Annotated in this window: 14 protein-coding genes; 4 read left to right on the forward strand and 10 right to left on the reverse strand. The window is 35.1% G+C overall.

All coding sequences use genetic code 11. The features are described from left to right. Positions 1–395 precede the first annotated feature (395 nt). The gene (locus IPI15_RS15750; RefSeq protein WP_287421172.1) at positions 396–1,520 is read left to right on the forward strand and encodes a methionine aminotransferase; all 1,125 of its coding nucleotides are present in this window, start codon (positions 396–398) and stop codon (positions 1,518–1,520) included. Further along, positions 1,508–2,272, forward strand: coding sequence for a nitrilase-related carbon-nitrogen hydrolase (locus IPI15_RS15755; protein WP_287421174.1), 765 nt, complete (start codon positions 1,508–1,510; stop codon positions 2,270–2,272). Before IPI15_RS15750 ends, IPI15_RS15755 begins: the two co-directional genes overlap by 13 nt. Before the next feature lie 1,013 nt (positions 2,273–3,285). Here the strand turns inward: IPI15_RS15755 and IPI15_RS15760 are convergent. Beyond that, on the reverse strand, positions 3,286–3,483 hold the full coding sequence (locus IPI15_RS15760) for a hypothetical protein (RefSeq protein ID WP_287405489.1): 198 nt from the start codon (positions 3,481–3,483) through the stop codon (positions 3,286–3,288). Positions 3,484–3,500: 17 nt separating this feature from the next. Continuing rightward, positions 3,501–4,280, reverse strand: a complete 780-nt coding sequence (locus IPI15_RS15765) for an SDR family oxidoreductase (protein ID WP_287405490.1) — start codon at positions 4,278–4,280, stop codon at positions 3,501–3,503. A 99-nt stretch (positions 4,281–4,379) separates the two neighbouring features. On the opposite strand from IPI15_RS15765, the gene IPI15_RS15770 reads away from it, so the two are divergent. Then, the gene (locus tag IPI15_RS15770; RefSeq protein ID WP_287405491.1) at positions 4,380–4,886 is read left to right on the forward strand and encodes a 3-hydroxyanthranilate 3,4-dioxygenase; all 507 of its coding nucleotides are present in this window, start codon (positions 4,380–4,382) and stop codon (positions 4,884–4,886) included. Between the two features lie 219 nt (positions 4,887–5,105). Continuing rightward, positions 5,106–5,702, forward strand: coding sequence for a hypothetical protein (locus IPI15_RS15775; RefSeq protein ID WP_287405492.1), 597 nt, complete (start codon positions 5,106–5,108; stop codon positions 5,700–5,702). A gap of 322 nt (positions 5,703–6,024) precedes the next feature. On the opposite strand, the gene IPI15_RS15780 is transcribed toward IPI15_RS15775, so the two are convergent. The 8 genes from IPI15_RS15780 to IPI15_RS15810 all read right to left on the reverse strand — a co-directional run bounded on the left by IPI15_RS15780 (position 6,025) and on the right by IPI15_RS15810 (position 12,042). Next, entirely contained in the window at positions 6,025–6,381 is a 357-nt protein-coding gene (locus tag IPI15_RS15780) for a DUF2200 domain-containing protein (RefSeq protein WP_287405493.1), read from the reverse strand. Between the two features lie 231 nt (positions 6,382–6,612). Then, positions 6,613–7,083, reverse strand: a complete 471-nt coding sequence (locus IPI15_RS15785; protein WP_287405494.1) for a DUF1572 domain-containing protein — start codon at positions 7,081–7,083, stop codon at positions 6,613–6,615. Positions 7,084–7,149: 66 nt separating this feature from the next. Continuing rightward, positions 7,150–7,416: a DUF3781 domain-containing protein gene (locus IPI15_RS19945; protein ID WP_353738780.1), complete on the reverse strand. Its 267-nt coding sequence runs from the start codon at positions 7,414–7,416 to the stop codon at positions 7,150–7,152. A 225-nt stretch (positions 7,417–7,641) separates the two neighbouring features. After that, positions 7,642–8,139 (reverse strand): GNAT family N-acetyltransferase, encoded by a 498-nt coding sequence (locus IPI15_RS15790; RefSeq protein WP_287405495.1) that lies wholly within the window; start codon positions 8,137–8,139, stop codon positions 7,642–7,644. Positions 8,140–8,212: 73 nt separating this feature from the next. Beyond that, a complete protein-coding gene (locus IPI15_RS15795; protein WP_287405496.1) occupies positions 8,213–9,352 on the reverse strand; it encodes a PDDEXK nuclease domain-containing protein in 1,140 nt (379 codons plus the stop codon). A gap of 368 nt (positions 9,353–9,720) precedes the next feature. Next, positions 9,721–10,674 carry a lipid A deacylase LpxR family protein gene (locus IPI15_RS15800; RefSeq protein WP_287421175.1) on the reverse strand — a complete coding sequence of 318 codons (954 nt, stop codon included), beginning with the start codon at positions 10,672–10,674 and terminating at the stop codon, positions 9,721–9,723. Between the two features lie 199 nt (positions 10,675–10,873). Then, on the reverse strand, positions 10,874–11,344 hold the full coding sequence (locus tag IPI15_RS15805; protein ID WP_287405498.1) for a hypothetical protein: 471 nt from the start codon (positions 11,342–11,344) through the stop codon (positions 10,874–10,876). A gap of 107 nt (positions 11,345–11,451) precedes the next feature. Next, a complete protein-coding gene (locus tag IPI15_RS15810) occupies positions 11,452–12,042 on the reverse strand; it encodes a hypothetical protein (protein ID WP_287405499.1) in 591 nt (196 codons plus the stop codon). Positions 12,043–12,184: the final 142 nt, after the last annotated feature.

Consider the following 12,184-nt stretch of genomic DNA (forward strand, 5'->3'; position numbering starts at 1 on the left):
GAGGTGAATCGACAATTGCTTTATAAAAAGTCTGATTCTTGTAAATGGGGGTGATTGTAATATATTGTTATCAGAACAATATGAACGCAACGGTTGGCAACGGTTGCGAACGGTTCTTCAATGTTATGGTCTATATATATTCTAAGAACGATTACTGGTAAGGTTCTTAATAATAATTGCTTTATAAATGTCTGTTTTTGGTAAACGGGGGTGGTTGTAATATATTGTTAATCAGAACAATATGAACGCAACGGTTGGCAACGGTTGCGAACGGTTCTTGAATGTTATTGTCTTTCAGTATTATCAAAGCAAGTGCATATATAAGGATATTTAATCATATATTGTAAATGGCACTACATTCCCTTTTTTTCCTACATTTGTAAATGATCGACAAATTGAGCAAATACGGGCCTTCCATCTTTAGCACTATGACTGGACTAGCATTGCAACATGGCGCTTTAAACCTGGCTCAGGGTTTTCCGGATTTCCCGACAGACCCAAAGCTGATAACTTGTGTGGATCTGGCTATGAAGGATGGATATAATCAATATTCCCGGCCAATGGGTGCCGTAAATTTGCACAAACAAATAGAAACTCTTGTATTCAATAATTATGGTAGAGAAGTCAATGGAGATGAAGAATTAACTGTTTATCCAGGTGCCTCCTTTGCTATATACCTCGCAATGCAGGCATTGATAAGCGCTGGCGATGAGGTTATAATATTTGAACCTGCATATGAGTGTTATGCTCCCGCCATTGAAATTGTGGGTGGAAAAGTCATCCCGCTCCAATTAGAATCTCCTAATTTCGATATCGACTGGCACGAAGTCAGAAAGGCATTTTCATCAAAAACAAAGATGATCGTCATCAACAATCCCCACAATCCAACAGCAAAAGTTTGGAGTAAGGAAGATCTGGATGCACTAGAAGAGTTGGTATCGGGAACAAATTGCTTTATCCTTTCAGATGAAGTGTATGAATTTATAAACTATACTCCGACCGGTCATATTTCAATACATTCCAGACCTGAAATGATTGAAAGAAGCATTGTTGTATCTAGTTTTGGAAAGTCCTTGCATGTTACCGGATGGAGAATTGGATATTGTATTGCACCTCAAAACGTGACAGATCTTATGCGTAAAGTCAATCAATTCTCTGTCTTTTGCACCAATCATTCCATACAAATGGGTGTTGCATCTTATCTTGAAAATCATTTTGACCCACAAATTTTGAATTCCGATTATAAGGCAAAAAGAGACTTCGTAAAAGCTGGCTTGAAAGACAGTAATTGGGAAGTATTGGACTGTGAAGGCACCTATTTTATGATGTTAGACTATAGTAGTATTTCAGATTTACCTTCTATTGAATTCACCAGAAAATTAGTTTTTGAAAAAGGTATTGCCACTATCCCTTGTTCTCCATTCTACTCGAATGGTTATGATCCAAAAATCGCAAGGATCTGTTTTGCCAAAAAAGAAGAGACTTTACAAAAAGCAATAGATATCTTATGCAAAATTTAAAGTTGGGACTGGTTCAGATGGACATCGTCTGGGAAAATACCCCAGCGAATATTGAAAAAATAGATGGCTTATTAAATGGCATGACTGATTTGGATCTCATCATACTTCCAGAGATGTTCAACACAGGATTCAGCATGGATCCTGCGTGCATCGCTGAAGGTGAAGATGGGAATGCGGTCAGCTGGATGTGCAAAGCTTCGGCAGAATTGCAAACTACTATAATAGGTTCTGTTGCAATTGTAGAGAATGGCAAATATTACAACCGCTGTTTTGTAGCAAGCCAAGGCGACATCATTGCTCGCTACGACAAACATAATTTATTCACCATGGCTGGTGAAGAAAAGGTATACACTCGTGGTACTAAAAATATCAGTTTCGAATTAAAAGGATGGAAGATCAAGCCACTTGTTTGTTATGATTTGCGCTTTCCGACCTGGTGTTATAATAAGGAGGAAGCTGATTTATTAATTTTTCCTGCCAATTGGCCTGCAAAAAGGATCTCACATTGGTCAGCTTTGCTCAAAGCTCGAGCAATAGAAAATCAGGCTTTTGTAATTGGAGTAAACAGAGTAGGTGTAGATGGAACCGGGAAAGACCACAATGGTTACTCCACGGTCGTGAATCCGATGGGAGAATTAATTGCTGAACATATCAACGAATCCGGCCTCTTCATTTACGAAATAAACAGAGAAGAAGTAGATAATTTCAAGGCACTTTTTAATGTACTACACGATCAAAGAGTGATAGAATAGCTACGAAGAAGAAGTCAGAAGTCAGAAATCAGAAGGTAGAAATTAGAAGTCAGAAATTAGAATGAAGGCTCCGGAAGATTACTAAGATACTTTTCTGAATCATGCTTGCCTTCCAACAAAGTTATGGATTTAAAGGAGTATGCAGATTTTACTAAATTTTTTACAAACGTTTCAAAATTTGAGATATAGATAATCTTCGACGGAAGAATTGCCGATTACCGATTACTGATTACTGATAATCAATTAATAAAGTTAGAAGTCAGAAATTATATAAGATGAACACTGATTACAGATTTTTTTAAACACAAAGGTTATTTATTTCAAAACAAACATCCTAGTAAAAGAACCATTAATTCAAAGATATTAATGCTGAATTGAGATATATTAATTCACATTTTCTTTAATAGGTAATTTACACAGAGATATAGCTCATAAACAATTGCTAAGGAAAGTTCTCAAAGAGAATTTAATCTTCGACTAAATTTTGCGCACAGATTGTGCTTTTCCTTTTAATTGTAGATAATCTTCGACGGAGGAATTGCCGATTACCGATTACCGATTACTGATAATCAATTAATAAAGTTAGAAGTCAGAAATTATATAAGATGAACACTGATTACAGATTTTTTTAAACACAAAGGTTATTTATTTCAAAACAAACACCCTAGTAAAAGAACCATTAATTCAAAGATATTAATGCTGAATTGAGATATATTAATTCACATTTTCTTTAATAGGTAATTTACACAGAGATATAGCTCATGAACAATTGCTAAGGAAATTTCTCAAAGAGAATTTAATCTTCGACTAAATTTTGTGCACAGATTGTGCTTTTCCTTTTAATTGTAGATAATCTTCGACGGAGGAATTGCCGATTACTGATTACCGATTACTGATTTATAAAGTCAGAAATCAGAAATTAGAGTGGAGGCCCAGGAATATTACCCATTACCCATTACCCATCACCATATCACCTCATCACCCGATCACCCGATCACCCGACCACCCATTGCTTAACCAATCGTCTTATTTTCCACATCGATCACTGCTTCGTCCAACGGTTCCCCATCTTCAAGCGGCATGATGGTATCTTCATACTCACTGATGGCTAGAAATAATTCCTCTGATTCCTGAGCATTTTCAGAAGATTTGAAAATAGAGAGCAATTTTGCAACTGCTTCTTCGTATTCTGTTTCGTTATTAATTTTCATGATATTTTAATTTTAGGTTATAGACTTTTTAAATATCCCCCATCTACAGGAAGATTGATGCCATTGATGTATCCTGCAGCAGGAGTAGCGATGAAGGCCACTACATTGCCGATTTCATCAGGTGTGGCAAGGCGTTTGGCAGGAATTTGTTCTACATAAGTTTCGATAAGTGCATCGACATCCATATTTCTGTCTTGAGCCCGCGAATCCATTAACTTAGAGAGGCGATCAGTCATAGTATATCCCGGCAGAATGTTGTTGACAGTAATGCCGTGTGGTCCTAACTCATAAGCGAGTGACTTGGACCAATTTCCCACGGCACCACGTATGGTATTGGATACACCGAGACCAACAATCGGCTCTTTTAGACCTATCGAAATAATATTTATGATTCGACCAAAGTCAGCCTTCTTCATATATTCAAAGCTATGCTTCACAATGACCTGATTGGAAAGTAATAAACTATCGAAACCTATCTGCAAGTCTTCCAAACTCGCATCTATCATCCTACCTCCTTTCGGTCCTCCACTATTCAACACTAATATATGAAAGCCTTGACCAATGGTCGAAAGCCTTTTACTAACTTCTGTTGGGTTGGATTGGTCAACAGAGATAAAGCGATGTATTTGCCCTTGTGACTTATCTAATTGTTTAATTGCTTCTCCTAGACTATCCGGATTTCGCGCCAACAAAGTGACGTTGCACCCAAGTTTTGAAAGTTCAATGGCACTCGCTAGTCCAATACCTTTGCTTCCGCCGCAGACGAGGGCATATTTATTTTTAAGAGAAATATTCATTTTTAAAATTTGATCAGAACCTTTTCAAATGTTGATTCCAAAACTTTATTATAAATTTATGCCAAATGTCTCTAAATTTATTGATAAAAACAACTTAACATGATCGCAAGACCATTTAATCTGCACAAGTGGATTGACGAAAATAAAGCCCTGCTTCAGCCTCCTGTCGGCAACAAACAAATATATGTGGATAACGAAGATTTTATCGTCATGGTCGTCGGTGGACCAAATGGGCGGAAAGACTATCACTATGAGGAAGGTGAAGAATTATTCTATCAGATCAAAGGTGATATCGAAGTAAAGATAATAAATGAAGAAGGTAATATGGAACGCATTCCGATCAGAGAGGGGGAAATGTTTCTGCTTCCTCCGCGCATTCCACATTCTCCGCAACGTCCCGCTGATACAGTTGGCCTTGTCATCGAACGTCATCGCAATCAAGGAGAAGTGGATAAACTATTATGGTTTTGCGATAATTGCAGCGCACCAATTTTTCAATCCGGCTTCGAACTTAAAGACATTGGTACCCAGATCAAATCTGCCATCCAGGATTACAATGCGAATGAAGAGGCGCATGTGTGTGGTAAATGTGGCCATGTGAACTAGAGTATTAAAGTTAACCAGTATTTCGGTAAGTAGGTATTGTAGGGGAAATGCTTGCTGTTTCCCGTGACACATCAACACCCTTATAAATATACTAATGCATTATACCAGCATGCGAGTATTTCAGAATTTCATTATGATAAAATAAGAAGGTGTTAAGCCAAAACGTATATCGTATAAAATTATTAAATTTGGTTTTATTTAAATACAAACAACAAAATCATGAACGCCAATAAATTCTTATTCTCAACGATTATATTATTATTTATATCTAATGGATTATTTGCTCAGACAATTAATTCTGTTCTAAAACCTTCTGACAAAGTTGTTTATTATGGAATTGACATGTCGGCATCTAAACTGATAGGAGACAGATCTTCACCTGAGGCCGTATTTGTATCTACAGTCATGCCAGGAATGAATTATACCGTTATTTCACAACCGGAGAAATTTGATTTCCAAAAATATTTCAATATTTCATCCCTGACAGAAGCTATTGCTTCAACTGACAAGGTGAATTCAACTGTTGATATTGACAATTTCTATAGCAATGAAGCAAGTTATAATCCCCAATGGGATGAAAAGCAACTTGCAAAACACATTACGAAGCTTTCCAAGGTTGATAAGGGAAACAAAGGTTTTGTGTTCATAGTAGAAAGCATGAATAAAATAGCTGAAAAAAGTGCAGTTTGGATTGTTGTATTCGACAATAAAACTTCAGAAATCCTGTACTCAAAAAGATATCTAAATGATGTCGGAGGATTTGGTCAAAAGAACTACTATCTTAAGCCAATAACGCTATTGTTTAAAAAGCATTGATTTAAATAGTAGGATAGTATTATAGTAAATAGTATTATAATTAACCAGAAAGAGTGCACCAGTGATAATTTCCAGCGGGCCAGTTTGCGGAGACTTATTTGCTCCATATAACTATCTATTATGTTAAACGCAAAAACATGTATTAACGAACGAAATATTAAAAATTGAATTTGACATCAGAAACCAGTAGTCAGAAAAATTATGGTAGACATAATTCCAGAGTTAATTTAATTAATAATCTAAGCATTCAATCAAAGAACAGAATAAACTCTTTCCACAACAAGCTAATACGCCAAAGCGCTAACAACCCAATGCGCCCCTCCTAATTCCTTAATATCTTCTCCATCGCTTTCCCCTTAGCAACTTCATCCACCAACTTATCCAGATACCTTATTTTCTGAACAATTTCATCTTCAATTTCTTCCACTCTGATGCCACAAATAACTCCGGTAATCTTAGAGGCATTAGGATGAATAGCAGGTGCTTGCTGAAAAAATTCCAGAAAACTAGTCCTATTATCAATCCTATGTTGAATTGCTTTTTGGTCATATCCTGTAAGCCATGAAATAACCACATCAAGCTCTTCCTTAGTCTTACCTTTTCTTTCCACCTTTGCCACATAAAGTGGATAGATTGAGCCGAAAATTAATTTGTAATGTTTTTCAATGTCTATTTTCATTGGATAATTATTTTATCAGTTTGTTGTTTGATGTTTGTTGTTTTCGAAACTTTACTATAATTTTGATTTAAAATAAAATTATAAATGGAGATTAAATGAACTCAACGTACTCAAATAAACTTTTGATTACTGATTACTGATTACTGATTACTGATTACTGATTACTGATTACTGATTACTGATTACTGATTACTGATTACTGATTACTGATTACTGATTACTGATTACTGATTACTGATGTCCCAACATCTTCCTAATTATCACCACTTGTCCCAAATGATAATAGCAATGCTCCACAACGCCGTTTATATTTTTTTCATAAGTTCCGTATCTTTCATCAATAAATGGTGCATCCGTCATGCTTTCATCCATGTCCTTGACCTTATTAACAAACAACTCGGCATTCTTAATAAATTCATTTCTTAATTTTAGCCAATCATCTTCAGAATTAATTGGAGGCATATCAAAACTAAATTTATCGTGAATGTCTAATACCCCGCTTTCCAAAGCTCTCAACAGCCCATCCAGGTAATAATTAATGTGAAAGGTCAAAGCAGCGATGCTATTCAGATCACCAACTTTCTGTATAGCTTGTTGCCACGAAATTGTCGTGATTTGTGACTTATAATTAGTGTTTGCGATCCAGAGCCCGTCTAGTAAAACCTCCCGGAGTCTTGCGGCAAGGATTGAATTTCTTTGCATATTAATCAATATGGTTTTCAATTACGAAAATACAACGTTGTATTTATTGGCCAAATGCAATTCTTATTAATTTTTCATCCGATCTACTGTGATTACTCTATTTGTATTCGAATTAATTGTGATGCTAATTTTATTGTAAAAGTTTAGCACATATATATTCTTACCTATTCTTTTAAAATTCCGATCATCTGTTTCAATTATTAAATCAATAATTAATGCTTCGATTTCCGAATTTGAAAGGCATAGATTTAGTTTTTTATTTATTCTTCCGTACACCAATTCAGTGTAACAAATTGAACTAATCAAATCTTCTTTATTTATTTTCATCAACATAATTCAATTTAAAACCCCTTTCCCATTGTTTTTGTCTAGAATCTGTTCCAAATTCATAATTAGTACTCCTCCCTCCTTCACTTGTTTGCCTCAAAATACCTTCTATTTGGACTGCAATAAAACGTATTCACCGCATATTTGCGGTGAATAAGTCAATTATTTACCGCAATTTCTAAAAATCTTCTGACCTCTGACCTCTGACCTCTGACCTCTAGTGTCTAGCATCTAGTGTCTAGCATCTATTCCATATTCCACCTTCCCCTCCTTCTCTTCCCCCCTCACAAACTCCAACTTCTCCAACAACTTCAGCGCCGGTTTATTTTCTAATGAAGTAGTAGCTGAAATTTTATTCAAACCCATGATATCCAATCCAAATCCTACAATAAGTTGTATCGACAAATTCATAATGCCTTGACCACGATATTTCGGCCGCAACACACAGCCAATCTCCCCAACACCATTTTCAAAACCTCTGTAATAACCAAGGCTGCCCATGATCTCGTCAGTCACAGGATGTGCAATACCCCAATGAATAGATATACCGTTTTGATAGTCCAGATCTATTTTTTGTTGCATATCCCACGCGCCAGCTATTGTAGATGCAGGTTTACTATCGTAAAATGAGATCTCCAATACATCCGCCATGTCTGCTTCTTTGATCTGACGCAAAGTCATGCATGGACCTTGAAGGATGGGAAATGTGGGGTACGGAGGAATGTTCATTTTTTATACCTTATAAATATATTTAATTGTTAAAATTAAGAAACTTTTTCTAACCTGATATCTCTGCAAAGTTTCATTGATCCAGATTTTTGAATTCGTTTTCAATTTCTTCAATAGTTGGTAAACTACTTTTAAGATTTTCCGGTAAGTGAGCTGTGAATTGAAATTCACTTACGCCCATTGGTTTGTTAATGTCTCTCAGTGCAAATTCAGCTTCAATATTATTTTTATCTCTGCATAATAGAATTCCAATCGTTGGTTTGTCATCTTCTTGTTTTATCAACGTATCAATTGCTGATAAATAAAAGTTAAGTTTACCTGCGTATTCCGGTATGAATCTTGTATTCTTCAACTCAATTACTACATAACATTTGAGTTTGATGTGGTAAAAAAGTAAGTCTATATAATAATCGTTATCGGCAATCTCTAAGTGATATTGTTTTCCCACGAAAGCAAAACCCTTACCAAGCTCCATCAAAAATTTTGTAATGTGACTCACTAATTGGTTTTCTATATCTTTTTCTTTGTATCCTTCGCTCAATTGCAAGAAATCAAATATGTAAGGATCTTTTAATGTTTGTTGAGCAAGGTCTGAAAGGGCTTCAGGCAGCGTCTTGTTGAAATTGGTGATGGATGCGCCTCTTCTATTGTGAAGGTTAGATTTTATTTGTAATGTCAATACATCCCTGCTCCAGTTATTTTCCTTTATTTTTTGAATATAAAAGATAGCATCTTGAAATTTTTTTATTTTCGTAATAATTACTTTAATGTGCCCCCATGGTATTTTTGCAACTATATCTTTTATAAAGGTTTCCTGTAATCGGTCAGTAAACTGATAATTAAATTCATTATATTGATTATCAGCTATTTGCAATTGGTTCACAAGCTGTGAACTAATTAATGATTTTAGGTCTTCATTTTCGTTCACAAGCAGTGAACTAAAATATTCAAAAAATAATTTGCAAGTTTTTAGATTGGAAACCGAAAACCCTTTCATTTCCGGAAACTCATCACGTAAATCTTTAGAAAGAGTTTCTAAAACTTTATCACCCCAGCTACTTTGAGACAGTTTCTCCGAAAGCATCCTTCCCAGTTCCCAATAAAATAGAATCAGTTCAGTATTTACAGCAATGGCGGCCTTTATCTGTGTAGAACGGATTTTAGTTTTTAGTTCGGTAAGCCATTGTTTATATGCTGTGTCTTTTAGGTTCATTTTGTTTTATTATTAAATCTGAAGGCAATCCGTTACATCCAGGTAAATAGATTCCTGCAATTTACTTTGAATTATGTGTAAATGGATATAAAATCGTGATTATCTTTAAAATTATATGCTTTTCAACATAGTTTCCACAACGGACATTTACGAAGAAATGAGGATAAATAATGGAGTATGATTAGCAAAGAAGCAAAGTGCACCATTAGGAGAAAGTACACCAGTTAACCAGCCGTCAGTGCACCAGATCCCAAGAATAAACTTTTTTACGTAACAAGCAAAAACGCCAACGCGCTAAAGCGCAAAAGCGCCATTCAGCTCCATTTTCGACAGCCAAACCCCAACCATCAAACATCAAACATCAAACATCAAAGTTTCACACCAATCTTAATCCCACCCCACCGATGCATCTTTTCACCTCTAAATTCCGGCGTTAGCAATGATTGAAAATACTCCAAATATATTTTTCTGAAATTCAGCACAACACCAAAATTTTGCTGAAAGGTGAGTCTTTTGATGTCCTTGGCGGCAATGGTATATGGGCTGGATCGATTGAATACTCCTCCCTGCATCGTCGCATCATAACCGATCGCATTGACCAGACTTTCACAGAAAATATAGAATTGCAAACCTTTAGTTTTTTCATTAATAATTTCCGGTTTTAACTTTCCCAATCTAAAATTAAAACCACCATGTACCTTATCACTCAGTGTTCCTGCATTGGCCCCGGCAGATACATTGAATAGGAAACTGTCGTAATAAGTGTATAATCGTTTTTCCACTGCCACTTCATAGTTGATGATAACATCATTAGCGATCTGGAATTGCCAGCCGATGGGTAATTGATCGCCAATAGCTTCGTGAATAGTGGTTTGCATCCATTCTCCGCCTGCCCGACTGCCGATAACTCCCAATGTAATTGAGGAAGTATAAATATTGTTTCGTTCGGCATCATACACTACATTAAAGCTTTTTAGACTCAGATTACCGGCAAAAGGTCTGTCTCCCTGCAGAATCTCACTGCTCCTTATACTCGTCGGCGTAAAACCAAAATGATCAACTGCGATGCCGTATTTTGTATATTTATCATCCCTTCTAAGCAACAAGAAATTCAATGGATTCTTTCTCAAACTGTTACTTACCACTTCCAGATTTATTCCTTGTGTATAATATTTGTCGGTTCCGGTAAAATAATCATTGTCGTAACTCAGCCTCATATAAGCATCTGAGTTCATGTCTCTGTAGGAGATCTGATTGTTGATCCTCTGGGAAAATGATATTAGAGGAAGTAGGAGGAGGAAAAAGAAAATTGTTTTGTACATATTTTAAATACGTACTTGAAAAGAATATAGATTTTTTAATGCACCTTAAGGGAATAATGTTGTTTTTCAATAATATTATTAGAAGCTCAAATAAAGTCTAGAACTTCAGCTCTGATAGAGTTGTGGCGATAGCCGGGGTGTCAATTAGCTTAATAAAACGATGTTTTTTAAAATTTATAAAAACTAAATTTAATATTTGTTATTTGTCAGAACGACTCACCACATTATATAACATCGAGAAATTAATTATTGCCAACAAAAACATTGGAATTCTTCTCCATATCATATCAGTTGAAATAAGTTTATCTATTAATTCAAGAGAAAATGCCTGATCTAATTTTGTTTGAATAGGTATTTGAACAGTTATAGTTGATACTAAAACTATCAAATTAAATGTCAATGCCAATAATACCATCCACCTTGGAATAGCTCTAGGCCTAAACCAAAATAATAGTACTTGAGGGATAAAAGATAAAAAGAAAAATATTACAAATAGTGGAATAATAAGTTGACTGTCAACATGATGAAATTTGGGAAATTCTTCTGCACCTACATGACGCCATGTTCTGTAAGCGACTAGTGAGTTTACAATCCCTCCTCCAAATACATAAAAAGATATAAGGATATAAATTGAAAATGTGATACTTGAGATTTTGTGGTGGTTGTTCATTAGCATTGATTTTATTATACTAAATGGTCTGGGAGGTTTGGCATATTGTACTTCAATTTTCTTTAAAGTTGTCGAAAGTGAAAGTAAGTACATGAAATAATTGGTTTTCACAAATCCTTAATAGCCTCTTTCCTTATTGTTTCACCATTGATTTTATCAAAGTATCTTAATATTACGCATCCATCCGATCCTGTTTTGGTTATTGAAAGTTCAATATCTCCCTTTTCAGTTTCAAAAAAAGTATAATATTTACATTGATCAGTATTAACATAAAGCATTTTCATTTGATCGTCATTCGGTTGCATACGAGTTTGAAACTCTTCTACGACTGCAGATGGCTCTCCGTATTTTTCAATCAATAATTCTTTTAAGGAGAAATAATTATTTGAGAGTGAAGCCCAGTTTTTTTTCTCTTGAAAAATAACTGAAATTTTACTTACAAGATCTTTTTGCTTTAAAGTTGATACTGCAACAAGACAGTTTTTGTAAGAGGCAAAATCTCCTTGAAGCATTGTTATACCTTCTTCTGTTCCTAAGAACGTAAATCCATTCGTTTTTAATTTCGCTACAAAGTCATTAAGTCTCCCATCAATGGCAATACCCTTAAATGTCAGATGCTGTTGATTGGCTTTGTTTTCTTGGGCGAATGAAATCAAAGAAATTAATGTAAGAAAAAGTGTAATCGATAGGGTCTTCATTTATCATTAAGTTTTTGTGAATATTATTTTTATTTGATTCAAAATATGAATTGATATTGATTTTGAACCACTTAAGACAAAAATAACAAAGATTTGAATTCTTTTGCAGGATAGGAGGATTTTTAACGAACAACGAATTCCA

Origin of the sequence: Candidatus Brachybacter algidus, from assembly GCF_016707225.1 — a bacterium.
GTDB classification, from domain to species: Bacteria; Bacteroidota; Bacteroidia; order Chitinophagales; family Saprospiraceae; genus Parvibacillus; species Parvibacillus algidus.

Excerpts from the sequence above, each read along its gene's own strand:
- IPI15_RS15755 (WP_287421174.1), top strand. The coding sequence starts at position 1,508 with ATGCAAAATTTAAAGTTGGGACTGGTTCAGATGGACATCGTCTGGGAA.
- IPI15_RS15760 (WP_287405489.1), bottom strand. The coding sequence starts at position 3,483 with ATGAAAATTAATAACGAAACAGAATACGAAGAAGCAGTTGCAAAATTG.
- IPI15_RS15765 (WP_287405490.1), bottom strand. The coding sequence starts at position 4,280 with ATGAATATTTCTCTTAAAAATAAATATGCCCTCGTCTGCGGCGGAAGC.
- IPI15_RS15770 (WP_287405491.1), top strand. The coding sequence starts at position 4,380 with ATGATCGCAAGACCATTTAATCTGCACAAGTGGATTGACGAAAATAAA.
- IPI15_RS15775 (WP_287405492.1), top strand. The coding sequence starts at position 5,106 with ATGAACGCCAATAAATTCTTATTCTCAACGATTATATTATTATTTATA.
- IPI15_RS15780 (WP_287405493.1), bottom strand. The coding sequence starts at position 6,381 with ATGAAAATAGACATTGAAAAACATTACAAATTAATTTTCGGCTCAATC.
- IPI15_RS15785 (WP_287405494.1), bottom strand. The coding sequence starts at position 7,083 with ATGCAAAGAAATTCAATCCTTGCCGCAAGACTCCGGGAGGTTTTACTA.
- IPI15_RS19945 (WP_353738780.1), bottom strand. The coding sequence starts at position 7,416 with ATGTTGATGAAAATAAATAAAGAAGATTTGATTAGTTCAATTTGTTAC.
- IPI15_RS15790 (WP_287405495.1), bottom strand. The coding sequence starts at position 8,139 with ATGAACATTCCTCCGTACCCCACATTTCCCATCCTTCAAGGTCCATGC.
- IPI15_RS15795 (WP_287405496.1), bottom strand. The coding sequence starts at position 9,352 with ATGAACCTAAAAGACACAGCATATAAACAATGGCTTACCGAACTAAAA.
- IPI15_RS15800 (WP_287421175.1), bottom strand. The coding sequence starts at position 10,674 with ATGTACAAAACAATTTTCTTTTTCCTCCTCCTACTTCCTCTAATATCA.
- IPI15_RS15805 (WP_287405498.1), bottom strand. The coding sequence starts at position 11,344 with ATGAACAACCACCACAAAATCTCAAGTATCACATTTTCAATTTATATC.
- IPI15_RS15810 (WP_287405499.1), bottom strand. The coding sequence starts at position 12,042 with ATGAAGACCCTATCGATTACACTTTTTCTTACATTAATTTCTTTGATT.